Origin of the sequence: Nonomuraea sp. NPDC048881 (assembly GCF_040649795.1) — a bacterium.
Lineage (GTDB): Bacteria > Actinomycetota > Actinomycetes > Streptosporangiales > Streptosporangiaceae > Nonomuraea.
The window spans coordinates 162,217-184,736 of record NZ_JBEZGC010000015.1; the positions used below are offsets into that span (position 1 = coordinate 162,217).

Consider the following 22,520-nt stretch of genomic DNA (forward strand, 5'->3'; position numbering starts at 1 on the left):
CGCCACCGACGGCTCCCGCAGCCTGTGTGGAGGTCATGGGAAGCTCTGACAATGTCGTCCGCTCCGTCCTCACCGTTCGGTCATTCTGCCGACGAATTCAGGCTCGATGTGATCCGCGCTGGAGAAGAGGCTGAAATCAATGGTCGATATCCCGGAATTATCTGGTGAGTGAAGGGGCCGGTGCAGGTGGAAGCGGCAGTTGTCTTTCTGGGGCAGCCGCCCTCCCGCGGGTGCACAGGTCTGGGTCGATGGCGACGTGTTTCGGGTCGAGCCTGATTTGGATCGCTCCAGAAGGGGCACACGAATACCACATTGAATTAGTCTGACCCCTTGAAACTTAACTGGTTAAGAATTTCACTGGAGGTATGAACGCCCACCCCCCTGTAGCACGCGGCCCCATCGTGTGGGCTGCGGTCATCGCTCTGGCCGTCGCGGGAGCCGGACTCCTCGCGCTTCGGCCCTCCGCGGCCGCCGCCGCTCCGCCCGGGTTCGCCTACCGCTGCGGCGTGCACTTCTGTCTCGACGGCAAGACCTTCTTCTTCGCCGGCGCCAACACCTACGACCTCTTCACGTACGGCAGCGCCTCGGGCGACACCGAGACGCAGTACATGGACAAGGCCCGCATCGACGCCCATTTCGCCCGCCTCCAGGCGGACAAGGTGACCGTGCTGCGCACCTGGCTGTTCAACCACGAGAGCTGGCACGGCTTCGAAACCGAGAAAGGCGTCTACAACGAGCAGCAGTTCGCCCTGTTCGACTACGTCATCGAGTCGGCCAAGCGGCACGGCGTCAAGCTGCTGCCCGTCTTCGAGAACTACTGGGAGGCCTACGGCGGCATCGACACCCGGCTCCGGTGGGAGGGCCTGTCCGGCGGGCACCCCGGCCGCGCGGCCTTCTTCGACAAGACGCGCTGCGGCGGCTGCTTCACCTCCTACAAGAACTACGTCAGCTACGTGCTCAACCGGACCAACCACTACAGCGGCGTGAAGTACAAGGACGAGCCGGCCATCGCCGCCTGGGAGCTGATGAACGAGCCGCGCTACCAGGACGTCAGCCCCGAGGAGAACAAGTCCGGCCACACCCTGCGCAAGTGGGTCGACGAGATGGGCGCCTTCATCAAAGGCATCGACGCCAACCACCTGCTCGGCACCGGCCTGGAGGCGCACGAGACGCGGTTCGGCTTCGGCGGCGACGAGGGCAACCCCTTCGTCTACATCCACCAGTCGCCCTACATCGACTTCGCCTCGGCGCACCCCTACCCGACCGAGGACTGGGCCGATCTGAGCATCGAGGAGACCCAGGCGCTGGTGCGCACCTGGATCCGCGAGTCGCACGACGTCATCGGCAAGCCGTTCTACCTGGGTGAGTTCAACGTGCACAACGTGGACCGCACGCAGTGGTGGAACGCGATCTTCCAGACCTTCGAGGCGGAGGGCGGTGACGGGACGGGGTTCTGGTGGTACCAGGACCGGCAGATCGACGGCAAGTTCGGCGTCGCCCAGGGAGCTCCCGAACTGGCCGCCTTCCGCGCCCACTCCGACCGCCAGGCCGCCAGGAACGGCCCCGGCCCTTCGCCGACGGTCACCCCGACCGGGAGCCCGTCCCCGACGGTCACCCCGACGTCGAGCCCCACTCCCACGGTGACTCCCACGACCTCGGCCTGCACGGTCTCGTACGGGCTGTCCGACTGGGGGTCGAGCTTCAACGCCGAGGTGACGATCCGCAACAACGGCGCCGTTGCGATCAGCGGCTGGACGTTGCGGTTCGCCTTCCCGGCCGCTCAAACGATCAACAGCGTCTGGAACGCCAAGGCCACGCAGTCGGGCCGGCAGGTCACCGTGACCAACGAGTCCTGGACCTCGACCATCCCGGCCGGCGGCACGGTGAGCTTCGGCCTCAACGGTTCCTCGGCCCAGGGCACCAACGGCGTCCCCGCGACCTTCACCCTCAACGCCATCCCTTGTGCGGTGGCGAGGTAGACGTCGGGGATGCTGCCGCTTCCCTGGGGTCTTCACCGTCAACGCGAAGATCGGCCCCCGCTCGGGTCCGTGCGACCAGCTCCAAAGTAGCTCTCTGTAATCACTGCTACGTTCTGTCATCGGCCTGGGCGCTGAAGCAATCGTTAGCGCGCGGTGGCTGTGAGTTAGCGCTTCAGTTGGCGGGAATCGCACGCGGAAGCGCTAACCATGGCAATTGATCATTGCTGTGTGCACCTGATTGGCTTCGAGAACGAAGAACAGGAAGCTCTCAGGAACCTCGTGCCGGGGATCCTGCTGTGCTCCTCGCGAGTTCGCGGGGCTTCCGGCACGAACGGCGGTTCCGGGGTTGAGGAACCGGCGGACAGCCGCACGCCAGCGACCCGGCAGTCGACCTGAGCACCAACACCACCCAGCACCTGATCGCTGACATGGAACGGCTGCGCGAGCATCTCGGTGTCGACCGATGGCTGCTCTATGGCGGGTCGTGGGGATCCACACTGATGCTTGCCTACGCCCAAGCCCACCCGGCGCGGGTGTCGGAGATGGTCATCTGCGGCGTCACCATGACCCGCCGCTCTGCTGCGCAGCGGTGCATATGCGACCCATGACGACGGCTTCCATGCCGGGGTCGGGCCGTCCGCACGTGGCGTGACGGCGGACGCGCTGCGTCCCGCGCTGTTGTTGTGGAGCCAGGTGATCTCCCGCCCTGAGCCGGGCCTGGCGCTGCTGGACTTCGGCAAGAGGGACGCTTCCTTCGATGTGGGGCTGCCGGTCCCCCGCGAGATCCGCCGTTCGGATGGCTGCTCGATGCCGGGCAAGGGGTTGGAGGTCGTATCACTCAACGATCAGCACGCCTTTGTCGCCGTAGCGGGAGACACGCAGCTCCAGGTCGGCGACTGGGTGGGCTGCGGCCTCTCGCACCCCTGCACGGTCTTCGACAAGTGGCCTCTGATCCCCGTGGTCGAGGACGGCGTCGTCGTCGACTACATCCGTACGCTGTTCTGAGGTGATGGACTCGTGAACTACACCTTCCGTGGCGCCCGGGTCGTGGACGGCCGGCCCTCATACCGCGCCGACGTCGTCACGAAGGCCGGCATGATCACCGAAATCACGGAACCCGGGCAGGCAACGGCGGGCGCCGGACGCGTGATGGACGTCGACGGGCTCGTACTGGCGCCGGGTTTCATCGACATGCACGCGCACTCCGACCTCGCCCTCCTCACGGACCCGCATCATGTGGCGAAGGCGGCGCAGGGTGTGACGCTCGAGGTCCTCGGTCAGGACGGCCTCGGCTACGCGCCGGTCGACGACACGACTCTCCGGCAATTGCGGATCCAGCTCGCCGGCTGGAACGGCGATCCCGAGGCTCTCGACTGGGACTGGCGCACCGTGGGCGGTTACCTCGACCGGCTGGACGAGGGCATCGCCGTCAACGCCGCCTACCTGATCCCGCATGGGACGGTGCGCGCGCTCGTCCTCGGCTGGGAGAACCGGCCACCGACCAGCGGCGAACTCGACATGATGCGCGAACTCGTGGCCGAGGGAATGCGGCAGGGAGCCGTCGGCATGTCGTCCGGCCTGACCTACCCGCCCGGCATGTACGCCGACACGGAGGAACTGGTGGAACTGTGCCGCGTGGTCGCGGCCCACGGCGGCTACCACAGCCCGCACCACCGCAGCTACGGCCGGGACGCCCTCGCCGCCTACGCCGAGATGATCGAGGTGTCGCGGCGTGCAAGCTGCCCCCTCCACCTCGCGCACACCATGATGAACTTTCCCGACAACGCCGGACGCGCCGCCGACCTCCTGCGCCTGATCGACGACGCCCTCTCCGACGGCTGCGACATCAGCATGGACAGCTATCCCTACACCGCAGGTTCGACCACTCTTGCCGCGTTGCTGCCGAACTGGGCGGCCGAGGGCGGTCCGCGGGCGTTGATCGACCGGTTGCAGGACCTCCCGACTCGTATGCGGCTCCGACGGGATCTGGAAGAGCGCGGCTCCGACGGGTGCCACGGCGTACCGGTCGACTGGAGCACCGTCCGGATCAGCGGTGTCCGGGATCCCGCCAACCAGCCCTACGTGGGCGCCACGCTCGCCGACCTTGCCGCACGGGAGGGACGAGCGGCCGCGGACGTGTACTTCGACCTGCTCGTCCGCGACCGGCTCGGCACCACATGCCTCCAGCACGTAGGGCACGAAGAGAACGTGCGTGCCATCATGCGCCACCCCGCGCACACGGTAGGCAGTGACGGGCTGCTCGCGGGAACTCGGCCGCACCCTCGCGCGTGGGGCACCTTCCCTCGCCTTCTTGGCCGTTACGTCCGTGCACTCAACCTGCTGACCCTGGAGGAATGCGTCGCGAAGATGACGTCACGGCCCGCCCGCCGCCTCGGGCTCGCCACCCGTGGTCTGGTCAAGCCCGGATACCTGGCCGACCTCGTGCTCTTCGACCCCGAAACGGTCGGCGAGGTGGCGACGTACGACGAACCTCGGCGGCCCCCGCGGGCATTCCCTTTGTCATGGTGGCCGGCACCTGGGTGATCGATGAGGGGCGGCCCACTGGTGCCCGGCCCGGTCGTTCCGTCCGCCGGCTCCACTGAGCACCCCTCCTTGGCGGCGCGAGACCATCCTGCTGTGGACCGTCGGTTCCTGCGCTGAGGGGCAGGCAGGGCCGCCATGGCTGTGCACGGGAGAAGCGGACCTGGGCCCCAGCCGCCGGCCAAGCCAACATCGTGGTGCGGTACGGCTGGGTCTCATACGATGGCCTGCCTCGACGGCCCGGGGTGGTGTGCTCTCAGCGACGGTCAGCTGACGTAGACGAGGGCAGTGCGCTCCGGGCGCCGCTTCACCCGCGGCGGTCCCAAGCACCCCCCACCTACCAGGCGATCGAGGAGCTGGGCCGCGTCATCAGGACGATCTTCATTTGTGAGTACCTCTCGGATGAGGAACTCTGGCGCGAGATCGGCGAGGGCCTGAACGTGGTGGAGAACTTCAATTCCGCCAGCAAGGACCTGTTCTACGGCAAGGCCGGGGATCTGACCGGCGACGACCGCGAGCACGCCGAGGTCTCCGCGCTGGCGCTGCACCTGCTGGCCGCCGCCATCACCTACCTCAACACGCACCTGATCCAGATGGTGTTGCGCGATCCGGCCTGGACCAAGCAGCTGAGCCCGGCCGACCGGCGAGGGCTGAGCGCCCTGTTCTGGTCGCACCTGAACCTGTACGGGCGCTTCGAGCTCGACATGAACCGCCACCTGGAGTTGGAGGTCGTCGCCGATCCACTGCGGTGAGTGAAGACGCTGGCACACCGGTTGGTCGGCGCGGGCCTGCACTCTGCGGGACCATGGTCGTCCCGCAGGAGCCTCACTGTCAGCCTCCCGCCATCTCCTCGGCGTGCTCCTTGTCCTGCCCTCCCTCATCCACGAGCGTGCAGGGCATCACGGAGCTACCCGCCTTGGCCAGCCAGGCCCCCAGGCTCCAGCTGACCCCCGGATCGTTGCCGAGCCTGAACTCCAGCACCAGGGTCTCTCCGGTCCTCATGAACTTTGGGGAGATCCTGAACTTGTCCTTGGAGATGGGGCGGGTGACGTCCCTGGACCGCCAGTTCTCTGGCCGGTAGAACTCCTTACGTTGCTCCGCGGTCAAGTTCTCGGGGTTAGGCGAGCCGTACATGTAGTCCGCGCCGACGAACCGGCCGGACGCGCACTTCTTGTCCCGTGGGTTGTAGGTGACGTCGGCCTTGATGCCCTGGGCGTTCAGCGCGGCCTGCAAGCCTTCGGGATCCTGCAGCTCGTTGATCGTCACGATCAGCGTGCCGTCGGGGTTCTTCGCCACCGCGTAAGCGGGCTCGCCGTCCCCGATCACCAGCGGTGCGGCGACAGCGGCCATCGCGACGCCGGCCGCGACCAGCAGCCGTGGACCGGTGAAGATCGCCCGGGCTCCCCCGAAGATGCGCCGGCGCACGGGCGGGCCGTCCATTCCGTCCAGCAGCCGCCGCCGCGCTCCGGCGAGGTCGTCCGGAGTGCCCGGGGGAGTCACCCACATGGTTTTGAGCTCGTCCATCATTCTGCTCCTCGTTCTAGTGCCTGACGAACCCGGGTGCGGGCCCGGTTGAGTCGCGAGCGCACGGTTCCCACAGGGATGGCAAGTGCGTCCGCGACCTCCTGGTAGCTCAGTTCGGCCCAGGCGACGAGCAGCAGCACATCGCGATCGGCTCGATTGAGTTTCAGCAACGCCCGTGCCAGCGGCCGGTTGACGGCCAGGGTGCCGACCCCGTCCTCAACCGGTGCGCCGGACACCTCCGCCGGATGCACCCCACTGCGGATGTAGGCGCGGTAGAGGCTCATCTCGGTGCGCCGATGCTTGCCGATCAGGTTGGAGGCGATGCCGTACAGCCATGGGCGGGCGTTGGCGCGGGCCTTGTCGTAATCGCCCCGGCGCTGGAAGGCGGTCAGAAAGGTGTCGGCCACGACGTCCTCGGCCTGGCTGGGACCCAGTCGCCGGACCACGTAGCCATGGAGGTACGGCGCATGCCGGTCGAATAAAACGGCGAAGGTCTCCGGCTCGTTCAGCGACCTCTCGATGAGGGTCGCATCGTCAGCCTTGATGACGTCGCGTATGGGGTCATGCATGTCGACCCCTTCTTGGCGTATGCCGGTCACACGTACTCTTGTCGCGCCAGACCGAAATGGTTCACGCCTGTCTTCGCCTCGCCACCGCTCCTGGTGGCCGGCAGATCCTCCTGGATGACGTGCATCGTCGTGTCCTCTATCACAGCGCCCGTCTGGCCGATCCTCACGAGCTTGCCTCGGCGCAACCGGGCGACACGGTCCGCCTGGTGCCCGGATCCTCGGCCGGGGCGACGATCGCCGTGGTGCCCGTCGGCCACCAGGCCGGCTGATCCCTACCCGGCGGCGAGGTGATCAGCTCCTGGCTGGAACCTCGCCGTCATCGGCCAGCATCCGGTAGATGCTGGCCACCGAAGGATGCCGGCCCTTGTTCTTGCCCGAGGGGATGACCAGCTTGCGGGCGATGTCGGGGACCGCCACGCCTCGGGCGCGCAGCGACCGGGCATAGGCGATCATGTCGTCGTCGAACACCTTGGGGCGGCCGCCGTGCCGGCCGCGCTCGCGGGCTGAGGCCTGGCCCTCGAGGGACTTCTCCCGGATGTGCTCCCGCTCGGACTCGGCCATGCCGGCGAAGAAGGCGAACAACGCCGCCCCGTGCCCTGAGGGGTTGTAGATGCCCTGCAGCGGGCCGCTCAGCAACTCCAGCTCGATATCGTGGCGGCGTAGTTCCTCGGCGATGGCGAGCAGCTCGGCGGCACCCCGCCCCAGGCGCTTCATCTCATGCACGGTAAAAATCACCCGCTGATGCGGGACGGCCTGCTTGATGGTGCGGGCGTAGTCCATCGCCTTGGCGAACTCCGGCCGCAGCTTGATGCGCGTGCTGATCTTCTCGGCGAAGATCGGTTCGCAGCCCGCTTCCTTCAGAGCGTCGAGCTGACTGTCCAGCTCCTGCTGCGCCGTGCTGCACCGGGCATAGCCCACCCGGGTCGGCCTCCTCGCGGCCGCAGGCGCTACAGCGTCCAGGGCCGGTCCCACCTGCCAGACGCGGCCGGGCCCGCGCTCGGGGGGAGTGCGCACCTCCAACTCAGTACGCAACTGCGGCACCAGCATGAAGCGAGGCGTGTGGTACTTGGGCGCGACCTTGCCGCCCCGTGTCCGGCAGGTGCTGCCCGCGGGCGCCTCGCACATCGGGCAATCGAACTGTTCGACAGCGGCGGCGGGGTCCGCGAACTCGGTCATGTCGCAAAACCTAGCGCGGACGCTGTTCTGAGAGGACGGAACCGGAGTGGGCCCCGAGTTGTGCGGAGGGGCCACCCGGCGCTACGAGAACGGCCGGCATGCGGGATTCGACAGGCTGCCGGTACGCATGGCAAACGCGGTGAGGGCGCGTCGCCGCTGACCGCCCATCACCCCGATGCCGGGAAGCTTTGCCCAGCGCTCGTCCTGCCCCGGTCAGGCCCGCCGCCCAGGGCGGCCACGGTTCGGAAGCCGCAGTTCCCGCTGCTGGAGGCCGGGGTGTTGGCCGAGCGAGCGGCGACGCGGTAGCGGTTGCAGTAGGAGTCGTGGCAGAGGTAGGACCCACCCCTGATCACCCGGCGGTCCCCCGTCCGAGGGCCGCGGGGATCGACCGAAGGTGACTCTTCGTAGTAGGTCGCGCCGAACCAGTCGGCACACCATTCCCAGACATTTCCCGTCATCTCATACAAGCCGAAGCCGTTGGGCGGGTACGACCGAACGGGAGCGGTCGCCAGCCAGCCGTCCTCTGCCGTGTTGTCGGAGGGGAAGCGCCCCTGCCAGATGTTGCACATCCACGCGCCCCCCGGGTTCAGCTCCTCCCCCCACGCGAAGCGCTGCCCTGCCAGGCCGCCGCGCGCCGCGTACTCCCATTCGGCCTCGGTGGGCAGCCGCCTGCCCGCCCACGCGCAGTACGCGGCGGCGTCGTCCCACGACACGTGGACCACGGGGTGATCGGGCTCGGCTCGTGACAGCGGCCCGAAGGGGTGACGCCAGTCCGCGCCGCAGACCACGACCCACCACGGCACCGCCGGATCGATCCCCAGCACGTCGTGGCGCGAGGCAGCCAGGGCGAGGCGGAAGACGGAGGACGCGCCCGCGCGTTCGGCCTCGGTGCGGTATCCGGTGTCGCTGACGAAGGCCGCGAACATCTCCACCGTGACCGCGGTGACGTCGACGCGGAAGGGCTCCAGCCGTACCTCATGGACGGGAGTCTCGCCGTCGGCGGGATAGCCCTCGCCGTGGGCGTCACCCATGAGGAAGGACCCGCCGGGAAGCGGCACGTCGTCGTGCGCGACCGGGGCGACCGACGGGGTCACGGGCGTCGGGGGCCGCGGCGCGTCACCGGTGGAGGGGCTGCAACAGGTCATTGACGGCTCCATGGGCAGAGTATATGAATCAACTCACATAAGTGCATCCGCACATAGGAGATAGTCGGTGAGATTCGAGTTCGTCCTGCTCGCCCTGCTGAGCATGCGCCCCTACAGCGGCTACGACCTGCGCAAATGGGTCGAGACCGAGGGCCAGTTCGTGCGCTCGCGCGCACACCACAGCCAGATCTACCGGCTGCTCAGCCGGATGGTGACGGACGGCTGGGTGGAGTTCGAGGTGGACCCGCGCGAGGGCAGACCGGACGCGAAGGTCTACCGCCTCACCCCTCGGGGGCGCGAGGTCCTGATGCAGTGGGTGCGCTCGCCGTACGAGCCGACCAGCCGCTTCCAGGACGCCGACTTCCTGACCCGCTTCGGCTTCACGGTGGCGCTGGACCGCGAGGCGGCACTCCGGATGATCGACACCGAGCTCGGCTACCGGCGTGCGCAGATCACCCGCAACCGTGACCGCGGCCGGACGATGCGCTTCGAGGATCCGCTGCCCGAACTGGACCAGGAGCTGGCCCAGGCGACCTTCGACCGCCTGCACGAGTACGGCGCGGCCGGGGTGGACCGGTGGGTGGCATGGCTGGAGGAGACCAAGACATGGCTGGAGGCCAGATGAGAGCGATCATGGTGATGTTCGACAGCCTGAACAGGCACATGTTGCCGCCCTACGGAGGTGACTGGACGCACGCGCCGAATTTCGCCCGCCTGGCGGAGCGCGCCGCGACGTTCGACAACTGCTACGCGGGATCGCTGCCATGCATGCCCGCGCGCAGGGAGCTCCACACGGGACGCTACAACTTCCTGCACCGCAGCTGGGGCCCGCTGGAGCCGTTCGACGACTCGATGCCGGAGCTGCTCGGCCAGCACGGCGTCTACACACATCTGGTCAGCGACCACTACCACTACTGGGAGGACGGCGGCGCGACCTATCACAACCGCTACACCACCTGGGAGTTCTTCCGCGGCCAGGAGGGCGATCCCTGGAAGGGCCACGTGGCCGATCCGGAGATGCCCGAGGACGTCAAGCGCATGCGGCGCGACGGCTACCGGCAGGACTGGATCAACCGCCAGTACATGGACACCGTGGAACGCCACTCGCAGACGCGCACCTTCGACGCGGGACTGGAGTTCATCCGCACCAACGCCGACCAGGAGCGCTGGTTCCTGCAGATCGAGACCTTCGACCCGCACGAGCCGTTCTTCAGCCACCAGCGGTTCAAGGACCTCTACCCGCACGACTACGACGGCCCGCACTTCGACTGGCCCGACTACAAGCGCGTCACCGAGACCCCTGACCAGGTGCGGCACGCCCGGTACGAGTACGCGGCGCTGCTGTCGATGTGCGACCACTCGCTCGGCCGCGTGCTCGACCTCATGGACGAACTGGACCTGTGGGACGACACGCTGCTCATCGTCAACACCGACCACGGCTTCATGCTCGGCGAGAAGAACTGGTGGGCCAAGTGGGTGCAGCCCTGGTACAACGAGCTCGTGCGGCTGCCGCTGTTCGTCTGGGACCCCCGCACCCGGTCCGCCGGCGAGCGCCGCGAAGCCCTCGTGCAGACCATCGACCTGGCGCCCACCCTGCTCGACTACTTCGGCGTGGAGATCCCCGACGCCATGCAGGGCCTGCCGCTGCAGGCTGGCCCGGTACGGCAGGCCGGCCTGTTCGGCGCGCACGGCGGCCACGTCAACGTCACCGACGGCCGCTACGTCTACATGCGCGCCCCCGGCACGGCGGACAACGCGCCCCTGCTGGAGCACACGCTCATGCCCACCCACATGCGCGGCCGCTTCTCCCCCGCCGAGCTGGCCGACATGGAGCTGGCCGAGCCGTTCCCCTTCACCAAAGGCGTGCGGACCGTGCGCGTGCCGGGCCGGAGCTTCATCAACCCCTTCCACATGGGCACGCTCCTGTTCGACCTGGAGACCGACCCCGAGCAGCTCGAACCGATCGTCGACGACGAGGTGGAGCTGCGGATGGCCGCGCTGCTCGTCGAGGCGATGCGAGCCAACGACGCCCCGCCCAGCCAGTTCGAGCGGCTCGGCCTGCCGGAGACGGGCGAGGTCACCGCCGACCACCTGCTCGTGCGCGCCCAGCGCGCGCAGGCCACGAGCTTCGCCGCGCCGCTCCCCACCCCGCAGGAGTTCCCCGAGGGCAGGCTGTCGGTGCGTGACCCGCTCAGGACGCTGATCGCTGATCCGCAGGCCGCCGACGTGCTGGCCAGGCATCTGCCGGGGATCGTCGACAGCGAGATCCTGCAGTTGGTGGCCGGGACGCCGCTGCTCGACCTGGCCGCCATGGCCGGCGGCTCGTTCCCCCCGGCGAAGGTCCGGGCCATCGCCGAAGAGCTCGCCAAGCTCTGACTCTGCCGCTGGTGGCGGGGCGGCATCCCCGCCACCAGCTTCAACACCCTCTCCTCCCACACAGAAAGAGGTGGCGTCATGTCCAAGATTATCGAGGACGCGCCCATCATCATCCGGGGTCGCTGGCGGCAGTTATCGCTGCTCGGCGGAGCCGTGCTCGTCGACAGCACGGAGGCCAGCCTGGCCTCGGCGCTCTTCCCCGTCATCAGGCAGGCGCTCGGGCTCTCCCTCGGCGCGCTCGGCGTCCTCACCGCAGCCGGCAAGATCGTGGGCGCGTTCAGCGGCCCGCTGTGGGTCTGGGCCGCCCGGCGCTGGTCGCGGCGGGCCGTACTGGCCGTCTCCATCGGCCTATGGGGCGTCTGGGGCATCGCCGCGGGCTTCTCCCAGAACTTCGCCCAGCTACTGATCTTCTTCACCATCCTGGCAGCGGGATACGCCGCGGCCCACCCCATCGTCACCGAGATCATCGGCGACCTGTTCGACCAAGCCTCCCGCGGCCGCGCCGTCGGTCTCCTGTACGGTGTGCTCGCCCTGGTGGCCTCCGTCCTCGGGCCGATCAAGGGGCAGCTCGCCAACGTCGACGACGGCTGGCGGTGGGGCCTGTGGGGCATCGGCGCCTTCAACATGCTGCTCGGAGCGGCCATCTGGCTCTGGTTCCGCGACCCGGGCCGTGGCGCGACCGAGCCCCGGCTGGCCGGGCTGGACGCGCGTACCCGCGAAGGAGAGCTCACCTGGAGCCGCGCCCTGTCCCTGCTGCGCATCCCCAGCTTCCTCATCCTGCTGGGGTCCCGGCTGCTGTCCGGGCATCTGCTCCTCGGAGTCTTCGCCGTGGTCTTCCTCGTCGACGTCTACGGCTACACCACCGCCGTCGCCTCGGTCGTGCTCTTGCCGTACGGCGTGGGCTACTTCCTCGGCAACTTCGCCGGCGGCTTCATGGCCGACTGGGCGATCCGGCGGAGCCCGCGTCACGGCCTCGTCGCGGTCCTGCAGGGCGCCCAGTTCGGCTTCGCGGCGGCCGCGTTCGTCGGCACCCAGTTCGACCTGGGCTCCATCGCGCTCTTCTCGGTCTTCTTCGCGCTGATGGGCGGCATGCAGGGCGTCAACCCCGGCATCAACCGGCCGATGGTCATGGCCATCACCCCGCCCGAGCTGCGCGGGTCGGCCTTCACCGTCTACATCAACATCTTCGAGGCCATCGCCTGGGCCGTCTTCAGCCTCGGCGCGGGCTTCCTCGGCGACGTGATCGGGCTCCAGGCGGTCTTCCTCTGGGTGCTCGTGATCCTGATGCTGGCAAACGGCGCCTTTCTCAGCCTGCTCTACCGCACGTACACGCCCGACGTGGAGCGCGTCCAGCAGGAGCTGCAGGCCCGGCGTGAGCAGGCGGTGCAGGACGCATGATCAGCCGCATCGTGACCACCGCCCTCCTCCTGCTGTCCTGCTTCCCCGTCGAGACCAGCTACACCGCCCCCGGCCCCTGGGCCGTGACCACCGCCCAGGTCGGCACCGCGTACCGCCTGCACTACCCGGCCGACCTCGGCGCGGGCGGCTTCCGCCACCCCGTCGTCACCTGGGGCAACGGCACCAACACCACGCCCGAGGATTTCCCCGGAATCTCGAACCAGCTCGCCTCCTGGGGATTCGTGGTCATCGCCGCCACCTCGGGCTCGACCGGCTCCGGCACCGAGATGCTCGCCGGCGTCCGTCTGCTGGTGGACGCCGACGCCGATCCCGCCAGCGTGTTCCACGGCAAGCTCGACCTGACCAGGGTCGGCGCGATCGGTTCCTCCCAGGGCGCCATGGGCGCGATCAACGCCGCGAACCACTCCGGCGGCCTGATCAGGGCGGTCGTCGCCGTCTCCCTGCCCGCCCCCTGGGCCGCCGCCACCATCGGCGAGATGCACGTGGAGGAGCTCACCTGCCCGGTCTTCTTCGCCAGCGGTGGCCGCGACCTGCTGCTGTCGCCCTACCGGGCCGTCCAGACGTACTACGACAGCGTCCCCGGACCTGCCGCCATGGCGATACTCAAGGACGGCTCCCACACCATGATCAAGGGTGCGGGGAGCGGGCCTCTCGGATACGTGACGGCGTGGCTCATGTACACGCTCCAGGACAACCCCGAGGCTCGTACGGCCTTCGTCGGCTCCCCGCCCGAGCTCGACACCAACACCGCCTGGGAGAGGAGTGCCCAGAAGAACCTGCAGTGACGGACGATGTCGCCGCGACTACCGAGCAGTATTGCCATGTTGTGACCCATGCGTACCGCTCCCGAACATAACTCTGGCTTTCGGGCGGTCGCAGCAACCTGAGTGGAGGGCCTAGCCGAGCCGCACGAACGCGGCAGCCGCGATCTTCGAGTGTTGCAGTAAGGCCCGGAGCAGTAGACCACCACCCGGGGCCGCCCGATCCGGCGCCACCTGCCCGGCCAGCTCGGCCGACACCTGGTCGAGCGGCGCATGCTGGAGCAGCTGCTCGCCAGAGTGGTCGAGGAGGGATGCGTGCCGGTGGCGCTGCCCACGGCCGCCTACCGCTACTTCGCCGAGCCGCCGTTCGGGGTGGCAGTGCTCGACATGCGGCGGCGGGAGGTCCTGCCGGAGCTGGTGAAGCTCGGGGCGCCGTGGGAGTCGATCGAGGTCGAGCTGTCGGTGCCCGCGCGTCGTCTACTCGGGCCGCAGGTCGAGGTGGATGAGGCCGGGCGGCAGGTCGGGCAGGGGCAGGCCACGTAGCCTCATGTTGTCGCGGAGGTGGCTGATGCGTTCGGCGGCGTGGTCGGCCTGCTCGGCGTGGTCGTGCGCCGCTGTCCGCCACGCGTCCCGGTAGGGCTCGTTCTCGTCGCCCGCGCGGCCGCGGGCTGCTGCAGCCGCGCGGGCGCGGGCGCTCCACTCGCCGACCAAGGTCCGGTGAGCGCGTAGGGTTTGGAGTTCGGCGCGGGCGCCGGCCCCGTCGTCGGGCGGAGTGTCGGGGAGCGGCGCTGTGCCGTCGAGCCAGAAGACGGCCTCGCCGGGGTCGGCGTCGACGCCGGGCAGGATCTCCACCGTGTCGGTGGAGCGGCCGAGCGGGGCGAGCAGGAGCACGGGCGGCACGGTGAGAGCGTGGGCGAGCACGAGCAGTTCGGCGACGGTCAGGGAGGCGCGGTGGCCGGACTCCAGCTTGGTGAGGTGGTTGCGCTGCAGCGGGTAGCCCTGGGCCGCGCACCGGTCGGCGACGTTCTGCACGGATAAGCCCTGGCGTCTGCGGTGGTGGCGGATGTTCTCGGCGACCTGGCGAGTGTAGGAGGCCGTCCAGGGCGTCGCGTTGCTTCCTGGCACCGGTCCACGCTAGACGATCTTGTGCTGTGGCACAACGGGAGTTGATCCGCCTGCGTCATGTCGGTGACGCGTTCACCTTCCTGACGCTGGCGGGAGACCGCCAGGCCGGAGAGCCGATCCGGGTGGCAAGGTCGTGGCGGAGCTCGGCGGCGACACTACGCGCCGACTGGCGGGAGGCGGTCGCCAGCGTTGACCAGTACGCGGCGGGAAACCCTGATCGCAACTTCAACACCAGCCCGCCTACTTCCTCGCCCCCCTACCCTCCGCGTGGACGGATCGGGTCCGTTCGGGTCAGCCGCAGTTGCCCCACGTGGAGCGTCCGCCGATGGCGCGGGCGCCGCTGGGGGCCTCGATGACGGCCGAGTACTTCACGCAGGCGCCCTTGGCGCCGGCGTAGACCGGGCCGCCGTAGTACTTGACGGTCTCGCTCACGCCGTAGCTGCTACCGCCCTGGACGGTGAGCGTGACGTTGGTCCAGGTGCTGGTGCCGACGTAGTTGCTCTTGACGACCGTCACGCAGTTCTTGCCGGTGCTGCTGTTGTAGGTCAGGTACACCGTCCCCCAGACCTTGGTGTAGTTGTGCATCTCGCTCTGGTGGACGACCTTGTAGCCGTCGCCGCAGTAGACGTCCGCGCTGGCGGCCGTCGGGATCGCCATGAGGGAGGTGGCGGCGACGAGGGTGAACGCGGCGGCCGTGAGGGTCTTCCTGAGCACAGGCATCCTTCAATCTGCTGGCATTTCGGTCATGATCTAACTCCCTTTTTTACCATATGTTCGAATGCCTCAAGATCCATTAGCGGCGGGGGAGGGGCAGAACTCGGCGGCCAGGGCGTCGTTGAAGACGCTCAGGGGCGCCCAGTCGCCGTTGACCTGCGTGGTGAGGCGGTGCTTGCCGTCGCGGGTGCCCATGCTGTAGTTCCACGACCCGTACGTGGCGCCGCCGTTGCCCCACACACTGGCGCCGCAGGGCAGCTTCTGTTCGAAGACGCCCAGGCCGTACCGGGTGTCGGGGATCCAGCCGGCTCCCTCGGTGGAGACGGTCGTGAGCATCTCCCGCAACTGCGCGCCCGGCAGGACGCGCCCGCCGAACAGGGCGGCGAAGAAGCGGTTGAGGTCGGTGGTGGTGGAGATCAGGCCGCCGGCGGCCCAGGCGAAGGACTGGCTCATCCGGGTGGCGTCGTAGACGGTGGGCTGCGGGTCGCGGGAGAACAGGATGGAGTAGTGCACGGGGTGCGGGCCCCGGATCCCGGGGTCGGCGCCGGGCAGGGAGGTGCCGTTCAGCCTCAGGGGGCGGATGACGGTCCGGTCGAGTTCCTGCTCGAACGTCCGGCCGGTCGCCTTCTCGACGATCATCGCGGCCAGGATGTAGTTGGTGTTGGAGTACTTGAAACGCCGGCCCGGCTCGCCGGTGGGCGGGTGGGCCAGAGCGATCCTCACCAGTTGCTCGGGGGTGTAGGTGTCGAAGCGGTGCTTGAACCACTCCTCGCCGCCGCCCGTGCCGACGAACTTCTCGTCGTCGGTGTAGGCGAAGATGCCGCTGGTCTGGTTGAGCAGCTGCCTGATGGTGATCTTGCCGGGTTCGTAGGCGCTGCCGTCGAACAGGCCGGGCAGGTGCCTGTCCAGGGTGTCGTCGAGGCTCAGCTTTCCCTCGGCCGCGAGCTTGAGCACCACGGTGGCGGTGAACGCCTTGGAGGTGCTGCCGATGCGGAACCGCTCGTTCTGCCGGCGTTCGCGTCCGGTCCCGGTGTCGGACACGCCCGCCGAGCCGAACCAGGAGCGGCGGCCGTCGCGGACGTCGGCGACCATGCCGGGCGCGAGCTTGGCGGCCACCGTCCGGTCGAGCACCTGCTGCACCCCGGCATGTCCGGGAGCGGGGGACGCGGCGGCGGGCAGGGCCGTGGCGGCCAGGGTCGCGGCGGTGAGCACCGCCGCTTTTGCGGACTGGGATGCGGTCACGTCGGTTCCTTGTCTAGAGGTGGGCGGCGCGATTCTTGACGTTCGCGACAACGGAAAAGCTAACTTGCATTCGCGAAATCGTCAACTGAAAAGTGCTTGTTCATCAGGTATTTAGCGTTAATTGCAATGGCATGATGATGAACGCAAGTCGGTTGAGTTGCAATGAGATGGCGGCGAATGCAAGACTGCGGCCGTCCGTTGCGCGTACGACCAGGAAGGGGCCGCCGATGCCCGGAGGCAGGCTGACCCAGCAGGACCGCCGGCAGATCGCCGAGGGGCTGGCCGAAGGGCTGACCCAGACCGAGATCGCCGCCCGCCTGAACCGGCCGCTGTCCACCGTCACGCGCGAGGTGGCCCGCAACGGCGGCCCCGACGGCTACCAGGCCGACCAGGCGCACCAGGCCACCCGCGACCGCGCCCGCAGACGTCCGGCGGCCTCCGGGACGCGCGACCGCAAGGCGGTCACCGATCTGGAGGAGGAGTTCATCGCGGTGATGATCGGCACCGGGTTGTCGCGGATGACCGCCCGCGTCCTGGCCAGCCTCTACCTCACCGACAGCGGCAGCCTCACCGCGGCCGAGCTCACCCGCAGGCTCCAGGTCAGCCCCGCCTCGGTCTCCAAGGCGATCGGCGAGCTCGAACGGCAGGAGCTGATCCGGCGCGACCGCGACCCGCGCCGGCGGCGCGACCGTTACGTCATCGACGCCGAGGCCTGGTTCCGCGGCTGGACGGCCAGCGCCCGCCAGAACGCGCTGCTGGCCGACGTCGCCCGCCAAGGCGCGGCGATGCTCGGAGCCGCCTCGCCCGCCGGGACCCGGCTGCAGGACATCGGCGACTTCTTCGACCACGTCGGCCACGCCATGCTGCAGGCGGCCGAGGAGTGGCGGCAGGCGTACGCCGCCAAGCAGGCGTCCGGCCGGGGCTGAGCGGCGGCCGCATCGGGGCGGGACAGGCGACAGCGCGGCGGCGTCTTCGCCGGGCCGGTCAGGACGTCTCCTGCCGGGCCTGGTTCGCCTTCGCGTTGGACTGCCGCATCAGCAGATCGGTCGCCAGTTCCACCTCCACCTCGACCCGTCGCAACGCCCGCAGCGCGTCGCCCAGGTCGGTGAGGTCTTCGCCCAGGGCCGCGGCGGCGTCCCGTACGGGGCGGAGAACGTCGGGGATGCTCTGGCGGTGCTCGTCCATGATGTGACGGTATGACACCGGTGGCCGGGTCGTCACCAGCGACCTCGGCCCCGGTCGTCAGCGCATCGCGCTCAGGGCGCGTTCGATCTTCTCGCTCGGATAGGGCGTCGTCCTGCTGGTGCCCCACAGGTGCCAGTGGAAGTCGTTCACGGCCGCCGCCACGGGAGCGTACCGGCGGATCGTCGGAGCCACGGCCGGGGGCGCGCCGGCGGGGTCCGCGCCCTCGGCGCACGCGCGGATGTACGCGTTGCGCTCCTCGACGGCGCCGTTCGGCGACCGCACCCCGCAGACATCGGTGACGATCCAGTTGACCAGCCGCGCCAGCGCGTACGCGGTGTCGTGGGTGCGGTTGCGCTCCAGGAACTCGATCTCCGGCTTGGCCAGGTCGAACCGGGAGGAGGTCGCCAGCCCCAGGTCGGCCAGGTAGAGGCGTTCGCCGTCGGTCAGGATGTTGCCGAAGTGGCCGTCGAAGTGCATCAGGTGCCGGCCGTTCATGAACGCCACGTCGCGCGGCAGGCACGACTCCAGCATGGCGGCCGCCGCCGTCGCCGCCTCCTGGCCGGCGGCGACCTGGGCGGCGAGCCAGTGGTTCAGGTCGTGGGGGATGAACTCCTGGAACAGCACGATGCCGGCCGAGGCGCGGGCGAGGGCGTGCAGGCGCTCCCGTACCGCGGGCGACCCGTCCCAGTACTCCACGGCCGCCTCGACGTCGGCGTGCTCGGCGGCCGGCGGCGGCGCGCCCGGCAGCACCCGCCAGTGGTACAGCAGCGGGAAGGCGGCGCTGTGCCCGGCCAGCACCCAGCCGGTCGTCATGGCGGCGGCGGCGAGCTCCCGCCACGCGCCGAAGCCGGGCGTGCCGATGGCGGCGACCCCGTACTGGCAGAACGGCGGCAGCCCGAACAGGTTCGCGGTGGACATCACGTTGGCCGGCCGGCGTTCCAGGTCGGTCAGCGGGATGCGCTTGGCGAAGACCGGCACGCCCTCGACGTCCAGCAGCACCGACGTGCCGCCGATGCCCGCGCCCACAACCCGCGCCTGCTCCAGCGCCTGGCCGAGCTGCCGGTCGCTGTGCAACGCCAGCGCGCTCGCGACGTCGCCGTATCTGCGGGCCCGCTCGCCCCGGGACATGTCCAGGCGCGTGTCTGGCAGTTCCACCGCCGGTCCCCCTTGATCGACTTCGTGGGGCAGACCCTACCCGGCGGAGGAGGGCCGCGCAGTGTCGGATCCTGGGCGTCGCTCCCGGTGCCTGGCCAGCAGCTGCCCGCCGACGTCGACATAACCGGCGAACAACCCGATCACGTCCTGCAGCCGCTCCTGCGCGGGCCCGGCGTTCACCAGGGCCTCGCCTTCGCGCAGGGCGGCGATCAGGGTCCTGGCCCGCGCCTGGCTGGCCTCCAGCAGCGACTCGATCCCCCCGGTGGCCTCCACCAGGAGCCGCCGGCTGCCCGGCTGCGGGATCACCTTGGCCAGCCCCCAGGAGTCGAGCTGCCGTACCGCGGTGCTCACCGCCCCCTTGCTCAGCTCCAGCTCGGCGGCGATGGTGTCGAGCGAGATCGGCTCCTCGGCGAGGAGCAGCAGCCCGTAGACGCGCCCGGTCGCGTGCGGCAGGTTCCACGAGGCCAGCAGGTCGCCCACCGAGGTGACGAACGTGTGCCGCGCGCTCATCGCCGCGCCCGCCCCGGCGCCGGGAGCGTGCACAGGAACGCGTCGATCGCCTCGTTGACCGCCTGCGGGTCGTCCTGGTTGGCGATGTGGCCCGCCCCGGGGACGACGACCTCCTCGACGCCTTCGGCGCGGGCCCAATTGGGCATGGCCGAGGCGATGTCGCCGGTGGTGTCACGTCCGCCGCGGATCAGGCACAGGGGCACCGGCGTGCGGTAGCCGGGGTCGGGGGAGAGGAACTCGACGGTGGCTCGCCACACCTGCACGAACTCCTTCTTCGGCACCTGGCCGAAGGCCCGCCGGGCGTCGTCCCTGGCGGCTCGGGTGGTCGCGGAGGCGTCGGCCATCAGCCGCGGAAGCCTTCCGGCGGGGATCATCATCAGCATCGGCGCGGCCGCCCTCAGCAGCAGGCGGTCCCGCCAGGACAACGACGCCGTGTTCGGCGTGGCGCCGATGACGACCAGGGCGCGGGCGAGGCCGGGATGCCGCCGCACGACGGCCTGGCTGAGATTGCCGCCGAGGGACTGCCCCACGAGCACCGGCCGGTCCAGCGCCAGGTGCTCGACCAGCGCGCACAGGTCGGCGATCGCCTGCTCGGCGGTGAAGCACCCGCCGGCCGGGCGGGAGAGGCCGTGACCGCGCAGGTCCCAGGTGACCACGCGGTACCCCCGGGCCCGCAGGTGGCGGGCCTGGGCGTCGAACATCACGTGGTCGGCCCCGGCGCCGTGCGAGAACACCACCGGCACGCCGCCGCCCCCGCTGTCGGCGTAACGCAGGTCGCAACCCCGCAGGGAGAGGACGGACGGTAGATTCACCATATTCTGAATATAGCGAACGTCAGGCGGGGCGGGCGACGTACAGGATGCGGTCGTGGGCCTCCTCGTCGGCCGGGTCGCGCACCGAGGTGCCCACCAGACCGTGCGCGGCCACCACGCGCAGCCCGGCCAGCTCGGCGGCCCGGCGTACCGTGCGGTCGGAGTGGTGGCGCTGCACGTGCCGCATCGACAGCCGCTCCCAGCCCGCCCCGGCCCGTTCGAACAGGTCGAACTGGGTGATCACGATCTCGTCGGCCTCGATCCGCGGCGAGTGCGCGAACCAGGCCACGTACCGGTCACCGCGGTCGGCGACCACCGGGACGCCGAACGTGCGCCGGTAGTAGCCGATGGTGTTCAGGTCGAAGACCACCAGCCCGCCCGGGGCGAGCCGGTCACGCGCCGCCGCCAGCGCCTGCCGCAATTGGCCGGCGCTCGTCAGGTACGTCAGGGGCACGTCCACGCAGGCGACCACGTCGAAGCCGGACAGTTCCGGCGGAGGGCGCAGGAGTGATCCGACCAGGAACGGGATGCCGTCGGCGCCCGGCCGCCGCCGCGCGGCCGCCACCATCGCCGGGGACAGGTCGTAGCCGGTCACCGCGAATCCCCGCTTCTTGAACGCCGTGCTGCTGCGGCCGGTGCCGCAACCGGCGTCCAGCAGCCGCCGCCCCCCGTTGCCGTGCCGCTCCACCGCCTCGGCGAAGCGGTCCACCAGCGCCTCGGTGTCCATCCGCGCGTTCAGCTCGTCGTAGCGGGCGGCGACGCCTTCGTAGGCCGCCAGGGTCTCCTCGACATGCGACATGCGTGCCTCCTGAACGGCCGGCGGGCCTGGTGACCGCGCCGGGCCCTCGGCCCGGCGCGGTCGCTCGGACTCGGTTACCAGATGTACCAGGCCTGCCGGTTGACCCGGCGGCCGGTGACGCGGCGCAGCAGCTTCCTCATGGGAGATCACCTCCTTCCTCGACGAACCGCTGGTGGTCAGGTCTGGCGTGGCGTGCGGCGCAGCTGGAAGGGCGGGGGCGTGATGATGCCCTCGACGTGCGGCCGCCCGGCGCCGCCGCGCACCTCCAGGCGGGCGCCGTCGGTCAGGGCGGCCAGCAGGTCGGTGGCCAGCGCCTGGGCGACGCCCGCTCCGGCGCAGGTGAACGGGCCGCCGCCGAAGGGCAGGTAGGGGCCGCGCGGCTCGGGACCGTCCCAGCGGCCGGGGCGGAACGTGGTGGCCCGCGGCCAGTGCCGCTCGTCGCGATGGAGCAGGTAGGGGCAGACGGACACGCTGTCGCCCGGCTCCAGCGGCACGCCGCCGACCTGGTGGGCCCTGCGCACCGGGCGGCCGAGCAGCCAGGCCACCGGCCACAGCCGCAGCGACTCGCGGACGGCCGACTCGGGCGGCACGGCGGCCAGGTCGACCCCGTGGGCCGCCGCCGACAGCAGCGCCCAGGCCACCGCGTGCCCCACCGGCGCGATCGAGGTGCGGAAGAGCAGCAGGTACACCTGCGCCACGTGCTCGTGGGGCGTCTCGGGCGGGGTGGCGCCCAGGACGGCGTCCAGCAGGTCGCCGGGCCGCGCCTCGCTCCCCGGATCGCTCCCCGGATCGCTCCCCGGATCGCTCCCCGGATCGCTCCGCCGGGCGCGGGCCTCGGCGGCGAGCGTCCGCACCACGCGGGCCCACAGGGCGCGCCGCGACAACCGCGCGAGCCGGCCGGCGGGACGGATCAGCACCTCGCGCCGCACGACGTGCGCCATCAGCTCCCGCAGGGCGGGCGGGCTGTCCGGCCGTAGCAGGGCGTCGGCCAGGAACCGGTGCACGGCGGCCCGCCCGGCCGACGGCCACTCGCTGACCTCGCCCAGCTCCGCCACGACGGCGGGCAGCCGCTCGCGCCGGGCGGCCACGTGGGCGCGCAACGTCGTGCGGGCCGCCCGGCCGATCGCCACCTGCGTCGCCCGCGGCCCGAGCAGCCCGCCGCCGACGTGGAAGAACCCGGACACGTCGTCGTAGTCGCCCGCCTCGTCGTGCAGGATGCGCAGGGCCTGCGCCGGGTCGGCCACGCACAGCGACCCGTCGTCGGGCAGGCGGAACACCGGCCCGCGCTCGGCCGCCGCCCGCTCCACGAACCCCAGCGGATCGCGGCGGTAGTGCCGCGCCGCGCCCAGCGGCCACGGCCGCCCCTGTTCGGGCACGACCCGATCCGGTTTCCCGACCGTCGTCATCCCACCTGCCCCATGCCATCCGTGAATCGGGTGTACACGCAGGCGGCGCAGGTGCGCCCCCCAGGAGAACGGTGCCGCACGG

Annotated in this window: 24 protein-coding genes and 1 pseudogene; 12 read left to right on the plus strand and 13 right to left on the minus strand. The window is 70.1% G+C overall.

The features are described 5' to 3' along the window. Positions 1-365: 365 nt before the first annotated feature. The 5 genes and pseudogenes from AB0C33_RS38700 to AB0C33_RS38720 all read left to right on the plus strand — a co-directional run bounded on the left by AB0C33_RS38700 (position 366) and on the right by AB0C33_RS38720 (position 5,272). Complete coding sequence (locus AB0C33_RS38700) at positions 366-1,979, plus strand: cellulose binding domain-containing protein (protein WP_358297185.1); 1,614 nt, start codon at positions 366-368, stop codon at positions 1,977-1,979. 365 nt (positions 1,980-2,344) lie between these two features. Next, positions 2,345-2,551, plus strand: a pseudogene (locus AB0C33_RS38705) (alpha/beta fold hydrolase); the annotation flags it as partial. Positions 2,552-2,627: 76 nt separating this feature from the next. Further along, positions 2,628-2,984, plus strand: a complete 357-nt coding sequence (locus AB0C33_RS38710; protein WP_358297188.1) for a hypothetical protein — start codon at positions 2,628-2,630, stop codon at positions 2,982-2,984. Positions 2,985-2,996: 12 nt separating this feature from the next. Further along, complete coding sequence (locus AB0C33_RS38715; RefSeq protein ID WP_358297191.1) at positions 2,997-4,523, plus strand: D-aminoacylase; 1,527 nt, start codon at positions 2,997-2,999, stop codon at positions 4,521-4,523. A gap of 245 nt (positions 4,524-4,768) precedes the next feature. Then, positions 4,769-5,272 carry a Tn3 family transposase gene (locus AB0C33_RS38720; RefSeq protein ID WP_358297305.1) on the plus strand — a complete coding sequence of 168 codons (504 nt, stop codon included), beginning with the start codon at positions 4,769-4,771 and terminating at the stop codon, positions 5,270-5,272. A 79-nt stretch (positions 5,273-5,351) separates the two neighbouring features. On the opposite strand, the gene AB0C33_RS38725 is transcribed toward AB0C33_RS38720, so the two are convergent. Together AB0C33_RS38725 and AB0C33_RS38730 are read right to left on the minus strand one after the other, a co-directional pair. Beyond that, entirely contained in the window at positions 5,352-6,044 is a 693-nt protein-coding gene (locus AB0C33_RS38725) for a hypothetical protein (protein ID WP_358297193.1), read from the minus strand. After that, complete coding sequence (locus AB0C33_RS38730) at positions 6,044-6,613, minus strand: RNA polymerase sigma factor (RefSeq protein WP_352326681.1); 570 nt, start codon at positions 6,611-6,613, stop codon at positions 6,044-6,046. The genes AB0C33_RS38725 and AB0C33_RS38730 overlap by 1 nt, the downstream gene beginning before the upstream one ends. A gap of 119 nt (positions 6,614-6,732) precedes the next feature. Here AB0C33_RS38730 and AB0C33_RS38735 point away from each other — a divergent pair, with 119 nt between their 5' ends. Continuing rightward, the gene (locus tag AB0C33_RS38735; RefSeq protein ID WP_358297196.1) at positions 6,733-6,882 is read left to right on the plus strand and encodes a hypothetical protein; all 150 of its coding nucleotides are present in this window, start codon (positions 6,733-6,735) and stop codon (positions 6,880-6,882) included. Positions 6,883-6,904: 22 nt separating this feature from the next. Here the strand turns inward: AB0C33_RS38735 and AB0C33_RS38740 are convergent, their stop codons facing one another. Together AB0C33_RS38740 and AB0C33_RS38745 are read right to left on the minus strand one after the other, a co-directional pair. Further along, positions 6,905-7,789 (minus strand): recombinase family protein, encoded by an 885-nt coding sequence (locus AB0C33_RS38740; protein WP_358297199.1) that lies wholly within the window; start codon positions 7,787-7,789, stop codon positions 6,905-6,907. A gap of 167 nt (positions 7,790-7,956) precedes the next feature. Next, entirely contained in the window at positions 7,957-8,934 is a 978-nt protein-coding gene (locus AB0C33_RS38745; protein WP_358297202.1) for a formylglycine-generating enzyme family protein, read from the minus strand. A gap of 67 nt (positions 8,935-9,001) precedes the next feature. Here AB0C33_RS38745 and AB0C33_RS38750 point away from each other — a divergent pair, with 67 nt between their 5' ends. From AB0C33_RS38750 to AB0C33_RS38770, 5 genes are all read left to right on the plus strand, one after another. Beyond that, positions 9,002-9,559 (plus strand): PadR family transcriptional regulator, encoded by a 558-nt coding sequence (locus AB0C33_RS38750; protein WP_358297205.1) that lies wholly within the window; start codon positions 9,002-9,004, stop codon positions 9,557-9,559. Then, entirely contained in the window at positions 9,556-11,310 is a 1,755-nt protein-coding gene (locus tag AB0C33_RS38755; RefSeq protein ID WP_358297208.1) for a sulfatase, read from the plus strand. Before AB0C33_RS38750 ends, AB0C33_RS38755 begins: the two co-directional genes overlap by 4 nt. Before the next feature lie 78 nt (positions 11,311-11,388). Further along, positions 11,389-12,708 (plus strand): MFS transporter, encoded by a 1,320-nt coding sequence (locus AB0C33_RS38760; RefSeq protein WP_358297211.1) that lies wholly within the window; start codon positions 11,389-11,391, stop codon positions 12,706-12,708. Further along, positions 12,705-13,514, plus strand: coding sequence for an alpha/beta hydrolase (locus AB0C33_RS38765; protein ID WP_358297214.1), 810 nt, complete (start codon positions 12,705-12,707; stop codon positions 13,512-13,514). Before AB0C33_RS38760 ends, AB0C33_RS38765 begins: the two co-directional genes overlap by 4 nt. Positions 13,515-13,763: 249 nt before the next feature. After that, complete coding sequence (locus AB0C33_RS38770; protein ID WP_358297217.1) at positions 13,764-14,033, plus strand: hypothetical protein; 270 nt, start codon at positions 13,764-13,766, stop codon at positions 14,031-14,033. Here AB0C33_RS38770 and AB0C33_RS38775 read toward each other — a convergent pair. The 3 genes from AB0C33_RS38775 to AB0C33_RS38785 form a co-directional block, all read right to left on the minus strand. After that, a complete protein-coding gene (locus tag AB0C33_RS38775) occupies positions 13,968-14,615 on the minus strand; it encodes a helix-turn-helix domain-containing protein (RefSeq protein WP_358297220.1) in 648 nt (215 codons plus the stop codon). The genes AB0C33_RS38770 and AB0C33_RS38775 overlap by 66 nt on opposite strands. 291 nt (positions 14,616-14,906) lie before the next feature. After that, positions 14,907-15,329: a spore-associated protein A gene (locus AB0C33_RS38780; protein ID WP_358297223.1), complete on the minus strand. Its 423-nt coding sequence runs from the start codon at positions 15,327-15,329 to the stop codon at positions 14,907-14,909. A gap of 69 nt (positions 15,330-15,398) precedes the next feature. Continuing rightward, positions 15,399-16,571 carry a serine hydrolase domain-containing protein gene (locus tag AB0C33_RS38785; protein WP_358297226.1) on the minus strand — a complete coding sequence of 391 codons (1,173 nt, stop codon included), beginning with the start codon at positions 16,569-16,571 and terminating at the stop codon, positions 15,399-15,401. 227 nt (positions 16,572-16,798) lie between these two features. Here AB0C33_RS38785 and AB0C33_RS38790 point away from each other — a divergent pair, with 227 nt between their 5' ends. Further along, positions 16,799-17,497 (plus strand): MarR family transcriptional regulator, encoded by a 699-nt coding sequence (locus tag AB0C33_RS38790; RefSeq protein ID WP_358297228.1) that lies wholly within the window; start codon positions 16,799-16,801, stop codon positions 17,495-17,497. A gap of 58 nt (positions 17,498-17,555) precedes the next feature. Here the strand turns inward: AB0C33_RS38790 and AB0C33_RS38795 are convergent, their stop codons facing one another. From AB0C33_RS38795 to AB0C33_RS38820, 6 genes are all read right to left on the minus strand, one after another. Continuing rightward, entirely contained in the window at positions 17,556-17,756 is a 201-nt protein-coding gene (locus tag AB0C33_RS38795) for a hypothetical protein (protein WP_358297231.1), read from the minus strand. A gap of 57 nt (positions 17,757-17,813) precedes the next feature. Continuing rightward, positions 17,814-18,911: a serine/threonine protein phosphatase gene (locus tag AB0C33_RS38800; protein WP_358297234.1), complete on the minus strand. Its 1,098-nt coding sequence runs from the start codon at positions 18,909-18,911 to the stop codon at positions 17,814-17,816. A 36-nt stretch (positions 18,912-18,947) separates the two neighbouring features. Then, positions 18,948-19,421: an HTH domain-containing protein gene (locus AB0C33_RS38805; protein ID WP_358297237.1), complete on the minus strand. Its 474-nt coding sequence runs from the start codon at positions 19,419-19,421 to the stop codon at positions 18,948-18,950. Then, complete coding sequence (locus tag AB0C33_RS38810; RefSeq protein WP_358297240.1) at positions 19,418-20,236, minus strand: alpha/beta hydrolase; 819 nt, start codon at positions 20,234-20,236, stop codon at positions 19,418-19,420. Before AB0C33_RS38810 ends, AB0C33_RS38805 begins: the two co-directional genes overlap by 4 nt. Before the next feature lie 19 nt (positions 20,237-20,255). Continuing rightward, complete coding sequence (locus AB0C33_RS38815; RefSeq protein WP_358297243.1) at positions 20,256-21,032, minus strand: methyltransferase domain-containing protein; 777 nt, start codon at positions 21,030-21,032, stop codon at positions 20,256-20,258. Positions 21,033-21,208: 176 nt separating this feature from the next. After that, positions 21,209-22,438, minus strand: coding sequence for a cytochrome P450 (locus tag AB0C33_RS38820; RefSeq protein WP_358297246.1), 1,230 nt, complete (start codon positions 22,436-22,438; stop codon positions 21,209-21,211). Positions 22,439-22,520 lie beyond the last annotated feature (82 nt).